This window comes from Marinomonas rhizomae, from assembly GCF_003315485.1.
Classification (GTDB): Bacteria; Pseudomonadota; Gammaproteobacteria; order Pseudomonadales; family Marinomonadaceae; genus Marinomonas; species Marinomonas rhizomae.
In genome coordinates this window covers 151,045-174,624 of the sequence record NZ_QNSE01000002.1, presented here as the reverse complement: position 1 = coordinate 174,624, position 23,580 = coordinate 151,045, and the positions used below count along the sequence as shown (strand labels likewise).

The following is a 23,580-nucleotide window of genomic DNA, read 5'->3' as shown; positions in this document are numbered from 1 at the left end:
AACGTAAAAAAGGCCTCCCAATGGGAAGCCTTTTTGATCGAAGTGTCTGCCTTTTAGTATCAGGCTTCTCTTTCGATGCGTTTCGTAATCACATACTGTTGCAATATGGATAAGGTGTTGTTCGTTACCCAGTATAGAACCAAACCAGCTGGGAACCACAAGAAGAAGATGGAGAATGCGACAGGCATAATCTTCATGATTCGAGCTTGCATTGGATCTGGAGGTGTTGGGTTAAGTGATTGCTGAACAAACATACTAATACCCATCAAAATTGGCAGAATAAAGAATGGGTCCATCACGGATAGATCGTGAATCCATAGGAAGAATGGCGCGTGGCGCAACTCAACAGATTCCATCAATACCCAGTACAGTGAAAGGAATACTGGCATCTGAACCAAGATAGGTAAACAACCACCCAAGGGGTTAATTTTTTCTTTCTTGTAAAGCGCCATCATTTCTTGCGACATCTTCTGACGGTCATCACCATACTTTTCTTTTAGTTTGGCAATTTCTGGTCCGAATTTACGCATTTTCGCCATTGAACGGTAGCTTGCAGCGGATAACTTGAAGAAAACGGCTTTTACACAAACTACGATCAAGATAATCGCAATACCCCAGTTGATAACGAAAGACTGGATTAGTGTTAGCAACCAGAAAAGAGGTTTCGCCAACCACCATAACCACCCGTAATCAACGGTTAGATCAAGGTTTTCTGCTGTGCTTTCTAGATGATCTTGTAGTTTTGGACCAACATAGAAAGTTGAGCTCAATGTACCTTGTTTACCCGGTGCAATTTCTACTGGTGTGCCAGTAAAGCCGATGATATTAAAGTCACCGTTAGTGCGAGCTTGTAAGGTTACTTTTTGACCTTGTTCTGGAATCCAAGCTGAAACGAAGTAATGCTGAAGCACAGCAACCCAACCTTGGGTTGTGGTTGTTTTAACAGGTTCTTCCTTCATATCTGAGAAAGAAATTTTGCTGTATTTCGTTTGTTCATCAGAAATCGCACCACCTAGATAAGGCTGTAAGCCCATGCTAGTCGCTTTGCTTGGATCTGGCGTGTTGTCACGTTTGATCTGCGCAAAAAGGTTACCGCGCCAAGTGTTTGATGACGTATTGTCTACGGTGATCAATTGGCGAATGCGGTATTTACCCTTCATAAAGCGGAAAGTTTTGGTGTATTTCACGCCTTTCGCGTCGGTGTAGTAAAGACTCACATCAAGAGAATCTTCACCATCCGCTAAGGTGTACGCCGTCTTTTCAGATTGGTAAACAGGGCGCCCTTCAGGAGAGGCGTCTGGACCATCTTGGCCAACTAAACCACTTTGAGTCACATAAGTGCGCTCGCTGCCATCTTCTAGGATGACAAACGGATCGGGCTGACCCAATTCTTTCTTGTATTGAAGAAGAGCGGCTTCAACTAAGTCGCCACCGATAGGATTGATTGCAACACGAAGGGTATCGGTTGTTACTTCAATCAATTTTCCAGGTGCGATTTTTGTCACACTTTGTGGAATTTCGGCATTGGCTTCGGTTGTGCTTTGAGTTGCCAGAGGCAAATCATCGCTCATTTGAGAGTTTGTCTCAGATTGAGACTGTGTGCTTTGAGCTACGCTTTGAGTGGACTGAGGACCATAATCTTGGCTCCACTGTAAAAACAGTAGGTAGCCACTGATAAAAAGCGCACCCCATAAAAAGTAACGTCTGAAATCCATGGTATTCAACTAATTTGTTTGGTTGGACAATAGGTTCACAGAACCCTTATAAAAATCACGCGCTATTAAACCAGCCTTTGGCAGTTTTTTCAGCCTATTTCTGTCGAGATTGGTCGCGTTTTTTATTTTGAGTGGGTTTTTTAGCCTTTTTCGCCAACTGACCCCATGCTTTATCGAGTCGGTTGTGCAAATCGGCGTTTTCCAGTTCTTTAATGCCGTGTCGCGCTAAGAAGACAATATCAAGACCAGAAAGGGGGATTTTGTTGTGGCGAAAGGAATCACGCACCAAACGTTTGATACGATTCCTGCCTACCGCGCGTTTATCCGTTTTCTTAGACACAATAAGACCCAACCGAGTTTGGTCATCATCTCGTTTTCGTGCCAATAAAAGGAATTCACCTGCGAAGACTTTGGAGGAAGTGCCATTAAAGACAGATTGATAATCCCCGGCATTCAGAAGTCTGACATGCCGAGGAAAACAATATTCGGTCATCAGCGTACTTATGCGCTTAGAACCTTGCGGCCGCGAGCACGACGACGAGCGACGATTTGACGTCCGCTTTTAGTAGCCATACGAGCACGGAAACCGTGATTACGTTTGCGTTTTAGAACGCTAGGTTGGAAAGTTCTTTTCATCTTAATTCTCTCACTGAATGCAGTGTTTGAGTTTTGAGGGTTAGCGACCGCCAAGCCTCTACATTTGATTGGTCAAATCAGGGCGCGGATTTTAGAGCCTTTCCTTAGTAAATTCAATGCTTGGCGCGGCTTAATTAGTAAAAAAATAACTCCACAATTCATTAAACACTTACACACAGAGTTCTACTGAGTTAGTGGATAACGATGACATTAGTAATAAATAGATATCCACAAGTTGGTTTTTTTGTTAATTAATGTGCATAAAAAACAAAAAGATAATCATTTTTTTGCATGTGGAAAAGATAAAAATAAATGTCTGTTTTGCTGTGCATAAATGCCTTTTTTATACACAAGCGGAGGGTTTTATTTACTCCTGTGCATAACCCTATGTGTTATTAACATTTTTTTATTTATGGATAAGTTCGGCTTTTTTCTATTTATATGTGGATAACTTTACAGGGTCGATGTAAAATCCGCTCCTTGTCTGTCACTCAACCAGGGAGTACGTCTACAGTGTCTTTGGAGCATTGGAATCTTTGTCTGCAGCGTTTGCAGGGTGAGTTTTCCACATCTCAGTTCAACACTTGGATTCGTCCATTACAGGCTGAAATGATGCCGAATGGAGAGTTGTGCCTAAGTGCACCAAACCGTTTTGTGTTGGATTGGGTGAGTAACAAATATCAAACGCGCATAAAGGAATTATTATCTGAGTTTGCTGGCGATGATCTTGCTCCGGCTTTAAAGCTAGAAGTAAAGAGCCAAAATTTTGCCCAAGCAAATCAGATGTCTCCTCCACCGCCACCTGTATCAAATGAGCCGGTGATAAACCCTTTAAATAATGAAGTGGCGAGAGAGTCTGGCTATCGTCCGGGTTTTGGTTTAATGGATGACGAAGAAGGCAGCCCGAATGCTGACCTTGAATTTGAAGCTCCATTAACCTTATCTGGTGCAGGATTACGTGGAGAACTTGAACCTTATGAACAGGGTCAGCTGCCATTAACGGCCCCCAAACGTAAAGTTCAGGTCGAAGGTGGTATTAATCATGGAGCGAATCTGAATAATTCCTTTACCTTTGATAACTTTATTGAGGGTAAATCCAACCAACTGGCACATGCCGCCGCTTTGCAAGTTGCTGAAAACCCTGGCGGTGCGTACAACCCTCTCTTTATATACGGTGGCGTTGGTCTGGGTAAAACTCACTTAATGCAAGCCGTTGGTACGGAAATGATGCGTCATAATCCGAATGCTAAGGTGGTTTACCTGCATTCCGAGCGTTTCGTTGCTGACATGGTGAAAGCGCTGCAATTAAACGCGATTAACGATTTCAAACGTTATTACCGTTCTGTGGATGCCTTATTAATTGATGATATCCAGTTTTTTGCCGGTAAAGACCGTACACAAGAAGAGTTTTTCCACACATTTAACGCTTTGTTAGAAGGTGGTCAGCAGATGATTTTGACCTGTGACCGCTATCCAAAAGAAATTCAAGGCTTAGAAGATCGTCTTAAGTCGCGTTTCGGTTGGGGTTTAACCGTCGCGATTGAACCGCCAGAATTAGAAACGCGTGTGGCGATTTTGATGCGTAAAGCGGATGAAAGTGGCATTAAGCTATCTTATGATTCCGCTTTCTTTATTGCGCAGAAAATACGTTCTAACGTCCGTGAATTAGAAGGCGCGCTAAAACGTGTTATTGCCAACTCGCACTTTACTGGGCGAGCGATTACCCCCGATTTTGTTCGCGAGTCGTTAAAAGATCTTTTGGCCTTGCAAGATAAGCTGGTAAACATCGATAATATCCAGCGAATTGTGGCGGAATACTACAAGATTAAGATCAGTGATTTGCTGTCGAAACGTCGTAGTCGATCGGTTGCTCGTCCTCGCCAAGTGGCGATGTCGTTAGCAAAAGAGTTGACCAACCATAGTTTGCCAGAAATTGGCGATGCGTTTGGTGGTCGTGACCATACGACAGCCTTGCATGCGATTCGCAAGATTAAAGAACTGCAAGATACGGATTCGGATATCCGTGAAGACTACAAACAATTGATGCGAATTCTGACCACTTGATGGTCTAAGACTTTGAGTTTACGAGGAAAATAATGAAATTTTCAGTCGTCCGCGAGACACTTCTTAAGCCACTTCAATTAGTGGCAGGCGTTGTAGAGCGCAAACAAACCATGCCTGTCTTGGCCAATGTATTGGTGGAAGTAAAAGACCAAGTACTGACGCTTACCGGCTCTGATTTAGAAGTTGAATTGGTTGGCCACGTGCCATTAGATGAATGCGAAGAAGGCCGTATTACTGTGCCGGCTCGTAAACTAATGGACATTTGTAAAAGTTTACCAGACAGCGCCGTTATTGAATTTACTTTGGATGAGCAAAAAGCCGTCATTCGTTCCGGTCGTTCACGTTTTAGCTTGTCTACTCTGCCTGCCGATGAATTCCCGAATATTCAGGATATGCAAGGTGATCTAACGGTCTCTATCGCGCAAAACAGCGTACGTCGTTTGATCGACCGCACGGGTTTTGCCATGGCGAACCAAGATGTTCGTTATTACCTTAACGGTATGTTGCTAGAAGTAGCCGATGGTCAACTACGTGTAGTCGCAACCGACGGGCACCGCTTGGCAACGGCCGTTGAAGATGCTCAAGTGAGTGGTGATTTGACGCAAGTTATCGTACCTCGCAAAGGTGTCTTGGAGCTAAACCGATTACTGAACGATACCGATGAAGTGGTTGAGCTAACCATAGGTACAAACCATATTCGTGCCAAAGTGGCGGATTATGTGTTCACCTCTAAGCTAGTGGATGGCAAATTCCCTGATTATCATCGCGTGATTCCGCGTAACAACGAAAAAATCGTTATTGCTGATCGTTTGGAATTACGTCAAGTATTCCTACGTGCATCGATTCTTTCTAACGAGAAATACCGTGGTGTGCGTTTGATCTTGTCTAACGGTATGTTGCAAGTGTTTGCCAATAACCCAGAGCAAGAAGAAGCCGAAGAATCTGTGTTGGTACAATACCAAGGCGACAACATGGAAGTGGGCTTCAACGTGGGTTACTTGTTGGATGTATTGGGTGTCGTAGACTCTCAAGAAGTGCGTTTATCTTTAAACGACTCGAACAGCAGTGCCTTGATCGAAGAAGCACAAAGCCACGCAGCGCAATACGTTGTGATGCCGATGCGTCTGTAATTATCGCTTAGATGATAGACCTATCACCCGCTTGGTACGCTAGAATGCTACATATCAAGCGGGTTGTCTTCCCTCCCCCAATTAAGGTTTAAGAGTTATGCCGCTGGTGCGTTTGGACATCTCTCATGTTCGCAACCTTTCTAGTGTGCGTTTTGAACCTTCGCCCCAAGTAAATGTGATTGTTGGTAAAAATGGCAGTGGTAAAACCTCTGTATTAGAAGCCATTCATTTATTGTCGTTTGGTCGCTCCTTTCGTAGCCATAAGCACAAAACCTATATTCAGCACGAAAATGAAGCCTGTATTGTCTTTGCGCAGCTTTATCAAGAACAAGGAAGCCCGATTCGAGTGGGGTTACAGCGTTATCGTGACGGTCAAATAGACGTTCGTATTCAAGGACAACGAGCGCAATCGGTTATTGAGCTGGCTGAGCGTCTTCCTGTACAGCTTATTAACCCCGATGCCTTTCGATTATTAGAAGGTTCTCCAAGCATTCGACGCCAATTTATCGACTGGGGAGCCTTTCATTTCGATAAAGACTTCATTCAAGCGTGGCGAGGCTGGCAAAAAGCATTAAAACAGCGGAATACCTTGCTTAGACGTGGTAAAATATCCCTCAGTTTATTGGCGGCATTTGATCAGGAATTGATCCGACTGGGTGAGCAAGTTAATCAATCTCGCAAAGCGTATGTTGAAAAACTAACACCGCATTTTGAGAAGGTTTTATTGCAATTGACCACAGAGCTTGCAGTGAATCTTCAGTTCTTTCAAGGCTGGGATGCACAGAAAAACTTAGCGATGGCGGTTGAAGCGGGTCGTGAGCGAGATATCGAATTAGGTTATACGCATACCGGCCCCCAAAGAGCGGATTTACGCGTGAAAACGGCGACGGGTGATGCATTAGATACCCTGTCTCGTGGTCAACAGAAACTGGTTGTTTCCGCGTTAAAGATTGCTCAAGGACAGCTACTGATTGATATGGGTCGCCCTCTGGTATTTTTAGTGGATGATTTACCAGCTGAGTTGGACACTAACCACAGACAGAAACTGTGTCAGTTGTTGGAGTCACTCAACAGCCAAATTTTTATTACCAGTGTCGAGCCTGATACAACGGATTTTACGTGGGCCGATACGACAGACGTTCGTCAATTTGCTATGAATAACGGCGAATTGTCTTTATTGAGCAAAGGTTTGCAGGAGAGTTAAATGAGTGAAAATAATTACGAAGCGTCCAGTATCAAGGTGCTCAAAGGGCTAGATGCCGTTCGTAAACGTCCGGGAATGTATATCGGCGATACGGACGATGGCACAGGCTTGCACCATATGGTATTTGAAGTCGTGGATAACTCCATTGATGAAGCCCTTGCTGGTCACTGTGACACTATTACTGTACTGATTCACCCAGATGAATCTATTTCTGTGTCCGATAACGGTCGTGGTATCCCTGTTGATATGCACGAAGAAGAAGGCGTTTCTGCTGCCGAAGTTATCATGACGGTACTTCACGCTGGTGGTAAGTTTGACGATAACTCATATAAAGTTTCCGGTGGTCTTCACGGTGTGGGGGTTTCAGTTGTAAATGCGCTATCTGAAGAACTCACTTTAACGATCCGTAAGAACAGCAAAGTCTACGAGCAACACTATAAGCATGGCGTACCACAAGCCCCTCTTGCCATTGTTGGTGATTCTGACGGCAAGGGAACAACGGTTCATTTCAAACCTTCAGCAGACACTTTTAGCAACATTTTGTTTATTTATGACATCTTGGCCAAGCGCCTACGTGAATTGTCATTCTTGAACTCTGGTGTTGCGATTAAATTGAAAGACGAGCGTACTGGTAAAGAAGAGTTCTTTAACTACGAAGGCGGATTGCGCTCTTTTGTTGAGCATTTGAATACTAACAAAACGCCAATCAACGATATTTTCCACTTTATTTGCCAACGTGATGATCTAGAAGATGGTATCGCTGTTGAAGTGGCATTGCAGTGGAACGAAGGTTTCCAAGAAAATATTTACTGTTACACCAACAACATCCCTCAGCGTGATGGTGGTACTCACCTTGCGGGTTTCCGTGGCGCGTTAACGAGAACCTTGAACAACTTTATTGAAAAAGAAGGTCTTGCGAAAAAGCAAAAAGTCGCAACAACAGGTGATGACAGCCGTGAAGGTTTGACTGCGATCGTATCGGTAAAAGTACCGGATCCGAAATTCTCTTCTCAGACCAAAGACAAACTCGTGTCTTCTGAAGTCAAAACAGCAGTAGAGCAAGAAATGGCAAAGCGTTTTTCTGAATTTCTATTAGAAAAACCAAACGAAGCCAAAATCATCGTAAATAAAATGATTGATGCAGCTCGTGCCCGTGAAGCCGCACGCCGTGCTCGTGATATGACTCGCCGTAAAGGCGCTTTAGATATTGCTGGTTTACCTGGTAAGTTGGCTGATTGTCAGGAAAAAGATCCAGCCCTTTCTGAAATCTACCTAGTGGAGGGTGACTCTGCGGGTGGTTCTGCAAAACAAGGTCGTGATCGTCGTACCCAAGCCATTTTGCCTCTGAAAGGTAAAATTCTAAACGTTGAAAAAGCTCGATTTGACAAAATGCTGTCTTCGGTGGAAGTTGGTACACTGATCACCGCACTGGGTTGTGGCATAGGTCGCGATGAATTCAATGCGGATAAATTACGTTACCACAGCATTGTCATCATGACTGATGCCGACGTAGATGGATCGCACATTCGTACTCTGCTTTTGACCTTCTTCTTCCGCCAAATGCCAGAAATCATCGAACGCGGCCACATCTTTATTGCGCAACCTCCTTTGTTCAAAATTAAACGTGGTAAACAAGAGCAATACATCAAAGACGAAGCGGCATTGGATCAACACTTGATTGAAGTGGCTTTGGACGGCGCTCATATGCACGTTAACGAAGATGCTCCAGGTATTCAGGGTGAGCATTTGGCGAAACTGATGCGTGATTACATTCGCATTGAAGCAGATGTTGATCGTTTGTCTCGTGTGTACCCAAAAGATGTAATGGGCAAGCTTCTGTACTGCAAAGCCTTGACGCAAGAAAACTTGACCAACGAATCTGCGGTGATGGAATGGGTTGAAGCCATCCGTGCTCAAATGCCACAAGATGCTCGTACTGGTTTCCGTTTCGATTTCTCTGTAGAGAAAGACGACGAACGTAATATCTACTTGCCAGTGGTCGACATCATGTCTCATGGTGTTTCCAATCGTTACCGCTTTGAAGGCACCTTCTTTAATTCTCCTGAATACAAACGTATTGTTGCTATGTCAGAAACCGTAGCAGAATTGTTTGGTGAAGAGTCTTATATTCAACGTGGTGAACGTCGTGAAAGCGTGAAAACTATTAACGACATGAAAGCGTGGTTGATGAAAGAAGCGTCTCGCGGTATGACTATTCAGCGTTATAAGGGTCTGGGTGAGATGAACCCTGAGCAACTTTGGGAAACCACCATGGACCCAGAAGCGCGCCGTATGTTGCGTGTTACCATCGACGACGCCGTTGCTGCTGACCAAATGTTTACTACCTTGATGGGTGACGAAGTAGAACCACGTCGTAACTTCATCCAAGATAACGCCTTGAGTGTAGCGAACCTAGACGTTTAAGTATTTGATTAGTAAATAAAAAAAGCGGTTAGAGTGAGAGCTCTAACCGTTTTTTTTTGTGTTGCCATCAGGTTACTTTGAAACCACTGCTAGGAAGTTATCTTGATAAATTAAGGGGCCATGTTTTCTCTGTTTAGGAGAATAAAACTAGTGGCATACAATGCAAATGAGACTTAATATCATAAATAGCAATATACCCTTTTATTGAAAGATTAGCAGGAGGCTTAGGGAGGTATTACGATGACCTATTGTACTGTTGAGAGCATTTTGGCATTTGAACATATTCATTTGGATGCGAATAGTTGGATTCGTTCGGTGAATTATCGATTCACAGAAAGCACGATAATTGAAAATGTCCATCAACCAGGTCTGTATATTTCTATTATAGGTGAATGCCAAGGGCAAACGCGTATACCCGGTATGGATCCTACTCTTAACTTTAGCCATCAATGTATGGTGTCATTATTGGATCAAGCGTGTCACGACCCAATGTATTTTCCAAATGGTAGTGTACTGCAAATGCTGTCTATTATGCTTCCTCTTGATCATCTACAAGAATCTAGGTTATTGCCCAAACAACGAGCTGCATTCATACAAGCGGTACCACAAATTAAATTAGCAGAGTTGGGTCCTGTTCCCTACGATGTTTTATGTTGTTGCCAAGCGGCCTGGGAATGTGATTTTGAAGGAATAGAACGTGAGTGGTTTATTAAGGCAAAAGCTCAAGAAGTACTTGCACTTTTACTGAATAAGCGCCGAAAAGCCACTATGCCTATTGTTACTAATAGGATGCGTCAAATGCATTCAGTACTCAATCATGTACAAGCCCATTTAGACCAAGAGTGGTCGTTGGCTGGCCTTGCTCGTTTGGCTCGTTCTAATGAAACCTATGTAAAGCGAGATATTAAAGCCCTAACGGGTGGGAGCTTTCGACAATGGCTTGGGAAGGCTAGATTAGAGGCGGCTCGTGACCAGTTAAGTCGACATGATACGATTACTCAAGTGGCTCTTAATGTTGGCTTTAAGAATCAAGCGCACTTTTCTACCCGTTTTAAGACAGAATTTGGTATAACACCGAGAGAATATCGTCGGTCAATTCTTGGCTAACTGCTTTTATACTGCATATGTTATTTACCTCTTTGCGAAATAAACATACCGATACAGGAAAGTCGTTTTCTTTTCTCGAAGGTATGCTGAACTTCGGATAAGCAATGAATGCTTAAGAGGTAAGTTATGAACACAGGTTCTTCCAAATCATTCGACACCATGAATACGGACAGTACCACATCTTTTTTCTGGTCATTGATAAAAACGGAGCGAATGCGTTTCAGCTTAGGTGTGGCAACGACTATTGTTGGTTGTTGTGCTGAAGTGACTGTTTATTTAATTGTTTTTTATGCGGCTCATGCGGTACAGGCTAAAGACAGCGTACTTTTGCTCTGGCTTGCTGGTGCTATGGTTATATTGGTTATCGCGCGGCTGGCTTTGATGAGTTCGGCTTATTGGTTTTGTCATCTTGCCGCCTACCGTATTGTGCAAAAAGTACGTGAACAGGTTGTACATCACCTTGCCCAAGCTCCGTTGTTAGAATTAGGAAAATGGCATCGATCTGATCTGGAAAAACGTGTTCTTAGGGACTCCAGCCGTTTGACTCTATTACTTGCACATTATGGTGTAGAAACTCTTAGCCTTTTGCTTCAGCCTATTTTGTATATTGCCTTAATGAGTTGGTTGGATTGGCGTTTGGCGCTGGTGGCATTGGTACCGCTACCTATAGCACTGTTATTGCAAATGCGAATTATGAAGTTTTTTCCAGAGCAGCAAGCTGTCTATAACCAAAGTGTTGCCTGTGTAGATAAAGCGGTATTTGACTTTGTTCAAGGTGCTTCTGTTTTAAAACAGTTTTTAAAGGACCAAGTCTCTCTTGTACAGTTAGATAATGCTATTCAATCACACTACGATCTGATGCAGACCTTTACGCGTACGCTAATAAAAGGGTGGACCACATTTACGACTGTGTCACGGAGTTCTGTATTCTTGGTGGTGCCATTTGGTGGTTGGCTATGGAGTATTCGGCAGATATCAGATATGGAACTTGTCTTGGTGGTGATACTGAGTTTGGCTTTAATGAAACCATGGTTGCTAGCTACTCAAATGCAAGGGAAAACGATGGAAGCATTTGATGCTATAAATCAGCTTTTGCCATTGCTACGAATGCCTGTTGAAGCGAGTGATAGACAACGTGAGCCGACGGATTTTACTTTACGTGCTGAACATTTAACGCTAGCGCAAGCGGACAGAGTGTTGATCAATGACCTTTCTTTAGAGCTAAAGCCTGGATCTCGTATTGCTATTATCGGCGAATCTGGCTGTGGAAAGTCCACACTTGTGAATAGTCTAATGGGCTTGGTTCCTCTAAAAAAGGGTGCTTGGACACTTGGAGGTTGTTCTTTACAAGAGTGTTCGTCACAACAAAGAGCGCAATGGATTGCTATGGCAGCGCAACAAACATTTCTCTTTCGAGGTAGCATTCGAGACAATTTGCTATTGGATCGGGTGAATTCAACCGCACCGGATTTTGTCGCTCAAGTGCTACAGGTTTGTGAATTGACTTCAGTGATTGAACGGTTGCCGAATGGGCTGGATTCCGATGTTGGTGAGGCGAGCCGCTTATTAAGTGGTGGCGAAACCCAGCGAGTTGGATTAGCGCGCGCCTTGTTAAGAAAAACCCCTATTCTTATTTTAGATGAGGTCACCGCTCATTTAGATACAGTGACAGAACGGCGTTTACTGGATAATTTATTGCTAGCATTTCCGCAACAAACCCAGATTATTATTTCTCATCGAGCCACTGTACGTGACTATTGTGAGGCCTCCCTTCAATTATCGAGTGTTGCTGTACATCCGCTTCATACTCCCTTTGAGCAAGAAGAGGTTTGATATGTCATATCTTTATAAGCTGATCAAAAATAATCACAGCGCTAATCGGCTACTTTTACTTGGTTGGTTATTGCGTGTCTTAGAGGAGTTAGCCGATCTTTTTCCTCTTATTATGTTAGCTTGGATAATAGGTTATGGGGGGGAGTTTAGTCCTCGATTTTTCGTTCTTCTTTGTGGCTTTTCTGTGCTTGCTTTAATATTTAAATTCGCTTTTGCTCAAGGGAGTTACTTTAATTTTATTGGGGCCTATCAAGCCACAAATCAATTACGTACAACCTTATTGGATAGACTGCGTCGTTTGCCTTTGAATTTGCTATTAGGTAAACGGTCAGGTCAATGGCAGCGCCTTTTTACGACTCAGTTCAAACAATTCGAAGAGGTTTTTTCGCATTTTATTGCGGATATTATCGCGCAACTTGTGCTGTTTTTTGTGTTGGTCGCCATATTGATATATTTGCAACCTATGTTGGCATTGGCAACCTTACTTCCTTTGCCGATCGCATGGCTTTGTTATCGTATATTGGCGGTTTATTTTACCCCAACGATTGCGATGGAGAACCAAGAGCAAGCTTCTACTAGTAGCCAATTATTCGAATACCTTCAAGGCTTAACAACGCTCAAAAGTTATGCGGTAACTGATTTGCTATTAAAACCATTGGTTACGCAGCTGCAGGTCTTACGCCGTTCAGGGCTTAAATTGGAAAAATCTGGAGGCATGGCAAGTCAAATTCCTAATTTGATTGGTCAAATAGGCTCGGTTAGCTTTTTAGTCATGAGTAGTTGGTTGATTACCAAAGGAGTTTTGAATACTCATACGTGGATGTTTTCTGCATTGATTATGCTTTATATAATGCAAATTCAGCATACACTCAGTATGCTTTTGCCTGAATTTAAAGCCTTATTATCTTCAGCTAAAGCCCTTTATGAGATCCAAACTTTGCCTAGTCAAATGATAGAGGGGCAAGGAATAACACACAATACTTTTACGTTGACTCATGCTTCGTTTACCCATGATTTTGAAACGGACACCTTATGTGACCTTTCAGCCACTATAGATGCAGGAAAATTTTGCGCGATTATTGGCCCGTCAGGCAGCGGAAAAAGTACATTACTTAATCTTTTGGCTGGGTTTCAGTCACCTTCATCTGGACGTATTACTTTGGGGGATGTTGCGATAGAGGATATTGGCACAAGAAATTTGTATCAATCTCTTTTACACGTGGGACAACAGGTTCAATTGTTTAGTGGCACCCTTCGAGAAAATCTTTTAATCGCAGATAATCAGGCGACAGACGAAATGCTATTTTTAGCGTTAGAGTCTGTTGGGTTGTGTCAATTAGTAAAAAATTTACCTCTTGGTTTAGAGCAACCTATTGGCGAAAATGGTATGTATCTTTCAGGAGGAGAAAAACAGCGCTTGAGTATTGCTAGGGCGTTATTGCGCCGTGCTGATATTCTGTTGTTAGATGAACCTACTTCCGCATTAGACAGCGACACTCAAGCGAAGGTGCTAGAAAGCCTGCATCAGGTTTATAAAAATAAAACCATTGTCATGGTTGCCCATCGTTTGGAAACTGTTGTTCAAGCAGATAAAATTATCTTACTAGAAAACGGACATATTTCTGCTATTGGTTCACATCAAGAGCTGCTTAAATGTTCTCACCTTTATTGTACAATGTGGCAATCTGCACCAGAATAAAGTGAATTTAACGTCGCTACGTTATAAAGAAAGCCCGAATCAGACATGACTGAATCGGGCTTTTGTCTTTATAGAGCTGCTTACAACGCCGCTTTGATGCTGTCTTCAATTGACGTGGTTGGACGGCCGATCAAGGTGGATAGATCTTTGCTGTCGCTGAATAAGCCGCCTTTGGATGCGCCTGCTTCAGAATCCGCAAGGATCGCGGCGAAGCCTTCTGGTAAGCCTACGCCAACAAGAATCTTGGTGAGTTCCGCTTCTGGCACATTTTGGTAAGCAACCGTTTTGCCTGATACCTTGCTAATCACTGCGGCATATTCGTTTAGTGTGAAGGCGTTGTCACCCGCTAGCTCGTATACTTTTCCTGCTTGTTCGTCTTTAACAAGCACTGCGGCCGCGGCCTCTGCATAGTCTGTACGTGCTGCAGTAGACAGTTTTCCATCTTCGGCACAACCAACAACGCCATGTTCTAGCGCGCCTGCTAGGCCCATCGTGTAGTTTTCAGAGTACCAGCCATTGCGAAGTAGTACGTAAGGTACGCCAGACTCTGCTAACAAATTTTCTGTCGCTACGTGTTCTTTTGCCAATATAAGTGGAGACGTGTCCGCGTTCAAGATACTGGTATAAGCAATCAAAGACACGCTAGTTTGTTTGGCTGCATCGATGACGTTGCTGTGCTGTGCAGTCCGTTGGCCTACTTCACTAGAAGAAATTAACAGTACTTTTTCCACGCCTTGCATTGCTGTAACAAGAGAATCAAGGTCGCTATAATCCGCTTGACGAACTTGAATGCCTTTTTCTGCTAAATCGGCAACCTTTTCAGGATTACGAACCGCCGCAATGATTTGATTTGCTGGTGTGGTGTTTAAAAGGTTATCGATAACTAAACGGCCAAGTTGACCTGATGCGCCAGTAACTAAAATCATAATATTCTCCTTTGAGTTTTGAGTTGATAGAAGTAGAATATATCACTAACAAACTTTAAGTAAGTACATACAAAAAGGTAAGTATGAAAGAAAATTCAGTTCCTGACGAAAAAACAGAAAAGCTTAACTTAAGCCAGCAATTCATGCGTGGAGATGTGTTCTCTGATAAATGTCCATCTCGTGATGTATTGAAACATGTTACAAGCCGCTGGGCGGTTTTGGTGCTGTTGGCACTAAAAGGTGGTGAAACACATCGCTTTAGTGAGTTGCGTCGTACAATCAATGGCGTTAGTGAAAAAATGCTTGCTCAAACTCTACAAGTGTTAGAGCAGGATGGTTTTGTCCTGAGGGTGTCTTATCCTGTTGTCCCGCCCCATGTTGAATACAGCCTGACGGACAGCGGCGTTCAGGTTGCGGGTCATGTAGTGGGGTTGGCGGATTGGATTGAAGAGAATATTATCGATATCCTTTCTAACCAATCTCCTTGTGTTGAAGCTGTTAGCGCGTAGTAGTGAACACTTACATACTGTATATCATCTAACAAAACATTACTGAATGTAGTCAACTTCCCTCTTCTGCTGAGTGTTTTTTGCTAAGCGGGTGTGTTGTCTAGGGCAATTTGAGCAAAGCTCGCCACCATCACAACGAAATTCTAAGCAGCAAGTATGACGCACAAAAATCGGTTGTGCTGATGCTTGTTGTTTGAGCCCTTCTAAAGCTCTTAATGGTAAATCCATAGCGCTTGCCCACTGTTTAAAATCGCTTTTTAAACGACTTGTGTGCTGATTCGGCAGCAGGCTTCCTATATTAATCAGAGCACTCATTAGTTGGTCTGCCAGTAAGCCTTTATACAGTGCTGGTCTTCCGCCAAAAGCCTCAACATGCGTATTCTGTAGCAAAGAGAATAAGGTATTGAGTTGTTCGCCGGCGGTTTGAATTAAGGTTTCGTGAGTCCCCTCTTGCCATATTCCATTGGGTAAAAAATACCCTGCGACCATTTCGCCGTTTTGCTTTTGTTCTATTTCTTGCAAGTACAGCGGCACAGCTTTGAGCTGATACACACAAATCATCGCGAGATAAATGGGTTGCCAGCAGGCTAATCCCCAACACCTTATACGCCAATAAGGCGCCCCCGTTTCCGGGTGCGCCTCTTTTAATGTGTGATGCAAAGCCATAAGTGCAGAATCAGGTGCTTTTATCGATAAGTAAGGCGTGCTCGGCTTGTCGTGTTGAGTGCCTGATTCTTGTCCATCTAGGGCGGCAATATAAGACTTTGCTGTCTTGAAAAGACGATCTAGCTGCCTTTCCATTGTGTTTTTTTCCTTTTAATAGATTTAGAAGTCATAGCGCCCTGTTAATTCAAATGAACGGTCTGCGCCATACCAACAATTGGTTTTGCTGTAGCAGCTAAAATAGGTTTCATCGAGAAGGTTTGATACAGAGAACTGAATGCTTGCGCCTTTCCAATTAGACGATAACTGAGCTAAATCATAACCAATTGATAAATCGACCAAAGTATAAGGTGATAAGGTATCAGAGTTAGCGGCATCAATTTGCATTTCACCGACATAACGAGCGCCTGCTCCTAGGGTTGTTCCTACGAGTTTACCAGCCGCCGGTTTGTAGGACAGCCAAACACTCAGCTGTTTTTCTGGAATGCGGATCGGTGTATTCCCTTCAAGGCCTGAATTATCTTTAGTGATTTCAACATCTTGTAAATTCGCCGCCAATGAAAGGCTTACTTCCTCGGTAATAGCTTTATTGACTTCCAACTCAATACCGCGAGAACGAATTTCGCCTACTTGGATTTTTCTTTGATCTGACGGGTCATCTGGGTCATTGGTTAGGATGTCATTTTTCGTTATTTCATAGACGGCTAGGCTGCCATGAAAGCCGTTCGCATTGTATTTTAACCCTGTTTCCCATTGTGCAGACGTAGTTGGCTCATAGTCCTTCCCTGTATTTCGTGTATCCATGACTGGTTCGAAACTTTGCGAATAGCTGATAAAAGGGGATAGACCATTTTGTAACTCATACAGGGCACCTAGGCGACCACTTAAATGTGTCTGATCAATGTCTTTTGTAGCGGCACTACCATAGTTAATACCACTTTCATCGTACTTGTATTGGTCATAACGACCACCAGCAATCAAAACTAACTGATCAAAACGCATTTGATCTTGTAAATATAGTCCTAACTGTGAAGAGTTATAATCATGGTCACTAAGCTTTACAAATGTTAAGTCGCTTGCCGTAAACTGATTGTTGTCCGGTTCGTACAGATCAATCGTTGGTACTGCTGTAGCATTTTGGTATTGAAAATTTGATTTCGTCTTTAAGTAATCAACACCTAAAAGAACATTGTGCTCTACATTACCTATATCAAATGCACCGGAAAATTGGTTATCGATACTGATGCTTTTGGATTCTTCATCTGTGATGTAAGCGGCACGTTTAACTGTGCGTTTATCTGATTCTAGGCCTGTGCTGTAGACCATTTCTTGATACGATTTAGCGGTTGTGAAACGAGAATTTTGTAAAAATTGCCACGTATCATTTATCTTATGGTCAATTTTATAACCGAACATTAAGAACTCTCGTTCAAACGTATTGAAATTTTCGTCACCTAGAAAAGTGTCGGAATCGACTTTGCCATAAGCGTTATCATAGACTGTTCCGACCCCTGGAAGCGCACCAAAGGTTCCCATACTTGGGTCTTTTTGATAATACATGTTTAGGTTTAAAAGGGTATCTTCACTAAGTTTAATATCCAATGATGGCGCAATCATTACGCGCTCTTCTGTCGTTGTGTTCGCTTGGCCGTCTTTATCTCGTACTAAACCAATCAAACGATAATTGACGTCTTCTGAAATTGCTCCGGTTGAGTCAAAAGATGCTTCTTTTTTATTATCACTGCCAATAGTGACTTTTACAGAGTTTTTCTTTTCTTTTTGTGGCGCCTTACTGATCATGTTGATCATACCGCCAGGGGGCATACTGCCGTAAAGGGTAGATGCTGGGCCTTTAAATACTTCTACTTGATCTACGGCTGCTGCATCTATTTGTGCCTGTAAATTGTTGCCGTTATAGAGTAATGGTAATCCATCGTAATATACGAGCGTATTATCAAAGCCGCGAATGTTGAAAAGGTCTAAACGAGTAATCGCTCCGCCTCGTAGTTCACTGTGTACACCAGCAGTATAACGCACGGCTTCGTTTAGGCTTTCAACGCCACGTGTTTCAAGCTCTTTACTATCAATGATGGAGATAGCTTGTGGTGTTTCTTCTGGATCTAGTTGTGTTTTTGTTGCTGTATTCCGGTAGCTCTGCCCTTTTACTTCTAGGGTTGTTAATTGATCGGTATTGTTCAGATTGTTTTCATCTGTACCTGTTTCTGCTATGGAATAAGAGGTCGCACTGGCAATAGCCAACGCGAGTAAAGTAGGTTGAATGTGTAAAGCCGGTTTCATGGAAGCTCCGCAGATAGAATAAGATGACAAATCGATTGAGAATGACTCTCATTCTATTTGTCATCGATCTGTAAAACTTAACCGTTTGGTGCATCTTAAAAGGAATATCGTCATGTTTTATTTTTATCTTGGTTTAATCGGCAGCCAATATTCCATGTAGCTTTGAGCATTATGAGGGTCGTAATTGGGTTCATATATTTCTAATTCATAACCGGACACACCGCAGTAATTTGACTCTGGAAGCCATTGATGAATAAACCACTCTACGGCTTGCTCAACAGCAATCACTTTTCCATGCACAGGAATCACAGCGTATTCTTGTGATGGCACATGAATGGTGTCGTAATTGTTGTGTTTAGGTTGATTTAAGTAGCCAGCCCAATAGCGCATCTGACCTTGATTATGAGGATGGTAATGAGTATCTATGATGCCGATGGGTTGAGCATTTTTGTCGATGTGCTTGTCGAGGATCTTCCACAACTGAGGAACCCGTTCAAGAAAATCGGGAGCGATAGAAAACGGCCCACGTATCCAGTCGTTTACGCCATGTAGTTCAAACGCATCGCGGCTTTCTATTCGAATTTGGGTAAAGGCTTTGGGTTTCTCACCCGAGACGGGTTCTGCTGTCCTATATTGCAATGGCGTGCGTAAACCTTGTCGCTTTCCCCTGAGGCGATAATCTCTAGGGGTGCAGTCAAACATTTGCTTAAAAGCACGACTAAAGCTGATTTCCGAATCAAAACCACAGATCATGGCAATGTCCATATGCCGCTGCTTGCTAGACAATAAAAGTTCGGCCGCTTTGCTCAAGCGCAATTCTCTAATGTATTGTGCGACGGTTAGCCCTGTTGCTTCGCCAAAAACGCGTTGAAATTGCCAACGTGACCAGCAGCTTTTTTCGGCTAAATTTGCTACGTGAATCGATTCATCCAAGTTCTCGTGAATGTAATCTAACACCTTTTCAATGCGTGTGAGTCTGCTTTGGAGTGCCATAATATTTCATTATTAAAAATGCTAATGATTATCAACCAATTTATGCCGTATTGCCAATGTTCTCAGGGGAATTCTATCCGTACGTAGAGTGTATTTTTTCGTCTATTGCTTTGTGGCATGCGGCCATGGCAATAGTAGGAATTTGTTGTGGATTAGAGTCTTGATGGTTTGTGGTTAATGGAACAATATTGAAGGGGGTCAATGTCGCAGTACTTCTGTATTTTGTGTTGGCTATCATGCAATAAGCATCCAGTCAGTGATTGTTCACTAACTCGATACTTAATGTATGACAGACTTTTAATCTCATTAACTGTATTTGTGCAGTGTCGCAATGGTGAATGCGGCAAGGTCTGTGTAAACGGTGAATGGGAAGTCTATCGCCTTGTACTGCGTTTCGCGCCCTTTTCCTGTTAATACCAACACTGGCGAACAACCTCGAGCATGTCCTGCCTGTAGATCTCGTAGAGAATCTCCGACCATAATCGCTGGGTGGTCTTCAAAGGATAAACCTAATTCAGCTTCAATCGCTTCAATCATGCCACTTTTTGGCTTACGGCAGTTGCAATCATCATCTGGGCCATGTGGGCAATATTGAATACCATCCACTTTACCGCCTTCTGCTTCTATCAGGTCTGTCATTTTATTGTGCATAGCATGCAATGTGGCTTCGTCGTAATACCCGCGCGCAATGCCAGATTGATTGGTGATGACAAAGACTTTAAAGCCCGCTTTAGATAATGCTGCTATAGATTTAATACTGCCCGAAATTGGCAGCCATTCATCGACCGTTTTTATATAAGCGTCTGAGTCTTGGTTAATGACGCCGTCTCGGTCTAATAAAATAATGGGTTTAATTTGCGCCATGGGGAAAGAATGCCTTATTTGAATGGATAGATAGGATTTGCAGTTTGATTTTTATGCTACTTGGTGTCAGCAATTGTTGCGAAGCTGGCGTTACGGCAAGCGCGACTAAGGTCATTTGCAGATAAGCCGATATCTAGCCCTCTTTGCCCGCCGCTAACATAGATTTTGTCAAACGCTTGCGCACTTTGGTCAATACAAGTGACGAGGCTTTTCTTTTGCCCTATCGGACTGATGCCACCGACCAAATAACCTGTAAGTCGTTCGGCATCTTTTACGTCGGCCATATGCAATTTTTTTACGCCTAGTGCACTGGCCGCTCGTTTTAAATTTAAAGAACCCGTCACAGGCACAATGGCAACGAAGGTGTTCTTATCATCTGTGACTAACAGAGTCTTGAACACGCAAGCAGGTTCAATGTTTAGTTTTTGCGCGGCCTCCTCTCCAAAATTAGAGCAATGCGGATCGTGTTTATATTCGTGAAGGCTAAACGTAATCTTTAGTTTCTTAAGCTGGTTGATAGCTGGAGTCACTGTTTTAATCCTTACGTGTTATCTATTTTTTCACGTTTTTTATTTTTGCCAGAACATTGGCGTGAACAATACCAACAAGGTGAAGACTTCTAAACGCCCCAACAACATAGAAAAACACAGCATCCATTTTGCAGGATCACTGACACTGGTAAAGCTGGCGGCAACATCACCCAAGCCTGGTCCTAAGTTATTCAATGTTGCGGCCACCGCAGACCAAGCTGTAACTTGATCCAACCCTGTCGCCATCAGGCCAATCATTAGAACCACGTAAACTAATAAGTATGCCGAGAAAAAACCCCATACGGCAGAGACCACTCGTTCATTAATGGCTTTACCGCCTACCTTAACTGGAATAACGGCATTGGGGTGAATCAAGCGTTTGATTTCCCGCATCCCTTGTTTGAGGATTAACAGAATACGAATCACCTTCATGCCGCCGCCAGTAGAGCTGGCACAGCCACCGACAAACGAGGTGACAATCAACAAGAAAGGTAAAAAATGTGGCCAACTAGCAAAATCGGACGTGCTGAAACCGGAGGTTGTCGCGATCGAAACGCTCTCGAATACCGCATAACGTATCGATGTACTCCAATCGTAAGTCGACGTCATGGCAAGTACGAGAGTCGCTAAGATTACTGTGCTGGAAAGAATCAATAAAAAGAAACGTGCTTCAGGGTCTTTAAAATAATGCCATACGCTTTTGTGGCGCCAAGCATAGAAATGCAATGCGAAGTTAAACGCCGATACGATCATAAAGAAGGTACAAATCATTTCAATAGCGACGCTATTGAAATAGCCGATGCTCTCGTCGTGTGTCGAGAAACCACCGATTGCGACAGTTGAGAAACTGTGGCAAATCGCATCGAACAAACTCATGCCAGCGATCCAATACCCTAAGGCACAAACGCTGGTTAAGGTCGCATAAATATACCAAAGAGCCTTGGCTGTTTCGGCAATACGTGGCGTGAGCTTGGTGTCTTTTACAGGGCCTGGCGTTTCTGCCCGATAAAGCTGCATGCCACCGATTCCCAACATAGGCATAATAGCAACGGCTAAAACGATGATACCCATACCACCTAACCAAGTGAGTAATTGGCGGTAGAACAAGATGGACTGCGGTAAATCATCAATACCTGTGAGGATAGTTGCCCCTGTGGTGGTAAGTCCTGAAATGGATTCAAACAAGGCATCTGTGAAGGTTAAATCTGGCGTTTCGGCTAAGAAGAACGGAACAGAACCGAACAAGCCTAGTACCGTCCAGAACAACACAGTAACCAAGAAGCCATCGCGGATTTTTAGCTCGCCGCGCTCATTTCGAACGGGGAACCACAGAAGAAAGCCGCCTAATATATTTATGCCTAATGCATAAAGAAACGCATTAAGTGCGCCATCAGAATAAATCAAAGAAACGATAATCGGTGGAATCAGTGAGACACTGAACACCATGACCAATAATCCGATGACACGTAAAATAACACTAAAATGCATACTTACTTCCTTGAGTCTGACGATGTTCATTTGTCAGACCGGAGTTAAAAAACTGGCGGAACAGTTACGGCTTGCTTCTACTTTTTGCTGCAAATACTTTTTTCTATAAAAGTGTTCAAACTAGAAGAAGGTCAAACCTACTTGGAACAACTGCTCTACCGCTGGTATTTGCTTTTTATTCGTCACGAAAATGATGACGTGATCTTCTGCTTGGATTACCAATTCGCTGGTGGCCACAATCAAATCGTCTTCACGAACAATGGCTCCAATGGTGGCGCCTTCAGGTAAATTCAAATTGGCAATACTGCGACCAACCACTTTAGAAGAACGGTAATCACCATGAGCAACCGCTTCTAATGCCTCGGCAGCGCCTTTGCGCATCGAGTGAACGTTCACCACGTCACCGCGTCGGATATAACTTAATAGCGAACTAATGGTGGTTTGTTGTGGTGAAATCGCAATGTCTATCATGCCTTCTTGAACAATGTCCACGTACGCAGGGTTATTGATGATGGTCATAACAGTACGAACACCGAGTACTTTTGCCAACATGGAAGACATAATATTGGCTTCATCATTGTTGGTTAGGGCGCAGAACACATCGGTGGATTCGATATTTTCTTCAAGCAGTAATTCTTGCTTAGACGCATCGCCATTGAGGACTATGGTGTTATCTAAAGTTTCGGACAAATAACGGCAGCGCTCTGGGTCTCGTTCGATGATTTTAACGCGATACTCTTTTTCCAAACTCTGTGCCAAACGTTCACCAATGTTACCGCCGCCAGCGATAATGATACGACGGTAAGGTACATCCAATGGGCGCAACTCACTCATCACATCCAATACATCTCGTTGAGCTGTCAGAAAGAAAACTTCATCGTTAGCGCGAATGTGTGTGTTGCCGTCTGGTGAAATGGATTTACCGTCACGGTAAATTGCTGCAATACGCGTTTGGATTGATGGCATATGTTCTTTTAAAAAGCTGATTGGCTGATCGATCAACGGACCGCCCTTTTCTGCTTTGACCACGACGAGCTGTACTTTGCCTTCCGCAAACTCCATCACCTGTAATGCACCCGGATAACGAATCAGACGACTTAAATGTTTAGTCACTTCTTTTTCGGGACTAATACGAACATCCATTGGGATGGCGGTATCAACAAATAGCTCAGGGTATTTTGCGTAAGCACTAGAGCGAACCCGACCGATCTTGGTCGGTGTTTTAAACAAGGTATGAGCAATCTGACAAGCGATCATATTGGTTTCGTCTTGATTGCTGACGGCTATTAGCATGTCAGCATCGTTACAACCAGCCTGGTCCAATACGGCTGGATGTGAACCACTGCCCTCGACTGTTTGAATGTCGAGACGGTCTTGCAGTTCTCTAAGGCGAGTTAAATCGGTATCAATGACGGTAATATCGTTATCTTCACTTGCTAAGTTTTCCGCAAGTGTGGCGCCAACCTGGCCCGCACCTATAATGATGATTTTCATAGT

The 23,580-nt window shown here is 43.3% G+C and carries 19 protein-coding genes; 8 read left to right on the top strand and 11 right to left on the bottom strand.

Annotated features, from left to right (window positions below; all coding sequences use genetic code 11):
• Positions 1 to 59: 59 nt before the first annotated feature.
• The 3 genes from yidC to rpmH all read right to left on the bottom strand — a co-directional run bounded on the left by yidC (position 60) and on the right by rpmH (position 2,351).
• On the bottom strand, positions 60 to 1,715 hold the full coding sequence (gene yidC, locus DFP80_RS02695; protein ID WP_113915277.1) for a membrane protein insertase YidC: 1,656 nt from the start codon (positions 1,713 to 1,715) through the stop codon (positions 60 to 62).
• A gap of 94 nt (positions 1,716 to 1,809) precedes the next feature.
• Positions 1,810 to 2,208, bottom strand: a complete 399-nt coding sequence (gene rnpA, locus DFP80_RS02690) for a ribonuclease P protein component (RefSeq protein ID WP_113915276.1) — start codon at positions 2,206 to 2,208, stop codon at positions 1,810 to 1,812.
• A gap of 8 nt (positions 2,209 to 2,216) precedes the next feature.
• A complete protein-coding gene (rpmH, locus tag DFP80_RS02685; protein ID WP_084035504.1) occupies positions 2,217 to 2,351 on the bottom strand; it encodes a 50S ribosomal protein L34 in 135 nt (44 codons plus the stop codon).
• A gap of 513 nt (positions 2,352 to 2,864) precedes the next feature.
• On the opposite strand from rpmH, the gene dnaA reads away from it, so the two are divergent.
• The 7 genes from dnaA (at position 2,865) to DFP80_RS02650 (ending at position 13,812) form a co-directional block, all read left to right on the top strand.
• Positions 2,865 to 4,415, top strand: a complete 1,551-nt coding sequence (dnaA, locus tag DFP80_RS02680) for a chromosomal replication initiator protein DnaA (protein WP_113915275.1) — start codon at positions 2,865 to 2,867, stop codon at positions 4,413 to 4,415.
• A 32-nt stretch (positions 4,416 to 4,447) separates the two neighbouring features.
• Positions 4,448 to 5,545 carry a DNA polymerase III subunit beta gene (dnaN, locus tag DFP80_RS02675; RefSeq protein WP_113915274.1) on the top strand — a complete coding sequence of 366 codons (1,098 nt, stop codon included), beginning with the start codon at positions 4,448 to 4,450 and terminating at the stop codon, positions 5,543 to 5,545.
• Between the two features lie 97 nt (positions 5,546 to 5,642).
• Complete coding sequence (recF, locus tag DFP80_RS02670; protein ID WP_113915273.1) at positions 5,643 to 6,749, top strand: DNA replication/repair protein RecF; 1,107 nt, start codon at positions 5,643 to 5,645, stop codon at positions 6,747 to 6,749.
• On the top strand, positions 6,750 to 9,173 hold the full coding sequence (gene gyrB, locus DFP80_RS02665; protein WP_113915272.1) for a DNA topoisomerase (ATP-hydrolyzing) subunit B: 2,424 nt from the start codon (positions 6,750 to 6,752) through the stop codon (positions 9,171 to 9,173). It begins immediately after the preceding gene.
• A 240-nt stretch (positions 9,174 to 9,413) separates the two neighbouring features.
• The gene (locus DFP80_RS02660) at positions 9,414 to 10,280 is read left to right on the top strand and encodes a helix-turn-helix transcriptional regulator (RefSeq protein ID WP_113915271.1); all 867 of its coding nucleotides are present in this window, start codon (positions 9,414 to 9,416) and stop codon (positions 10,278 to 10,280) included.
• A 126-nt stretch (positions 10,281 to 10,406) separates the two neighbouring features.
• Positions 10,407 to 12,113 carry an ABC transporter ATP-binding protein gene (locus DFP80_RS02655; protein ID WP_113915270.1) on the top strand — a complete coding sequence of 569 codons (1,707 nt, stop codon included), beginning with the start codon at positions 10,407 to 10,409 and terminating at the stop codon, positions 12,111 to 12,113.
• A gap of 1 nt (position 12,114) precedes the next feature.
• Entirely contained in the window at positions 12,115 to 13,812 is a 1,698-nt protein-coding gene (locus DFP80_RS02650) for an ABC transporter ATP-binding protein (RefSeq protein WP_113915269.1), read from the top strand.
• Between the two features lie 80 nt (positions 13,813 to 13,892).
• Here the strand turns inward: DFP80_RS02650 and DFP80_RS02645 are convergent, their stop codons facing one another.
• Entirely contained in the window at positions 13,893 to 14,738 is an 846-nt protein-coding gene (locus tag DFP80_RS02645) for an SDR family oxidoreductase (RefSeq protein WP_113915268.1), read from the bottom strand.
• An 83-nt stretch (positions 14,739 to 14,821) separates the two neighbouring features.
• Here DFP80_RS02645 and DFP80_RS02640 point away from each other — a divergent pair, with 83 nt between their 5' ends.
• On the top strand, positions 14,822 to 15,247 hold the full coding sequence (locus DFP80_RS02640; RefSeq protein ID WP_113915267.1) for a winged helix-turn-helix transcriptional regulator: 426 nt from the start codon (positions 14,822 to 14,824) through the stop codon (positions 15,245 to 15,247).
• A gap of 39 nt (positions 15,248 to 15,286) precedes the next feature.
• On the opposite strand, the gene DFP80_RS02635 is transcribed toward DFP80_RS02640, so the two are convergent.
• The 7 genes from DFP80_RS02635 to trkA form a co-directional block, all read right to left on the bottom strand.
• Positions 15,287 to 16,048, bottom strand: a complete 762-nt coding sequence (locus DFP80_RS02635; protein WP_113915266.1) for a siderophore ferric iron reductase — start codon at positions 16,046 to 16,048, stop codon at positions 15,287 to 15,289.
• Between the two features lie 24 nt (positions 16,049 to 16,072).
• Positions 16,073 to 18,208, bottom strand: coding sequence for a TonB-dependent siderophore receptor (locus tag DFP80_RS02630; protein ID WP_113915265.1), 2,136 nt, complete (start codon positions 18,206 to 18,208; stop codon positions 16,073 to 16,075).
• 123 nt (positions 18,209 to 18,331) lie between these two features.
• The gene (locus DFP80_RS02625) at positions 18,332 to 19,201 is read right to left on the bottom strand and encodes an AraC family transcriptional regulator (protein WP_113915264.1); all 870 of its coding nucleotides are present in this window, start codon (positions 19,199 to 19,201) and stop codon (positions 18,332 to 18,334) included.
• A 306-nt stretch (positions 19,202 to 19,507) separates the two neighbouring features.
• Positions 19,508 to 20,065, bottom strand: coding sequence for a D-glycero-beta-D-manno-heptose 1,7-bisphosphate 7-phosphatase (gene gmhB / locus DFP80_RS02620; protein ID WP_113915263.1), 558 nt, complete (start codon positions 20,063 to 20,065; stop codon positions 19,508 to 19,510).
• Between the two features lie 56 nt (positions 20,066 to 20,121).
• The gene (ybaK, locus tag DFP80_RS02615; RefSeq protein ID WP_113915262.1) at positions 20,122 to 20,595 is read right to left on the bottom strand and encodes a Cys-tRNA(Pro) deacylase; all 474 of its coding nucleotides are present in this window, start codon (positions 20,593 to 20,595) and stop codon (positions 20,122 to 20,124) included.
• Positions 20,596 to 20,634: 39 nt separating this feature from the next.
• Positions 20,635 to 22,083 (bottom strand): TrkH family potassium uptake protein, encoded by a 1,449-nt coding sequence (locus tag DFP80_RS02610; protein ID WP_113915261.1) that lies wholly within the window; start codon positions 22,081 to 22,083, stop codon positions 20,635 to 20,637.
• A 120-nt stretch (positions 22,084 to 22,203) separates the two neighbouring features.
• Entirely contained in the window at positions 22,204 to 23,577 is a 1,374-nt protein-coding gene (gene trkA / locus DFP80_RS02605; RefSeq protein ID WP_113915260.1) for a Trk system potassium transporter TrkA, read from the bottom strand.
• Positions 23,578 to 23,580 lie beyond the last annotated feature (3 nt).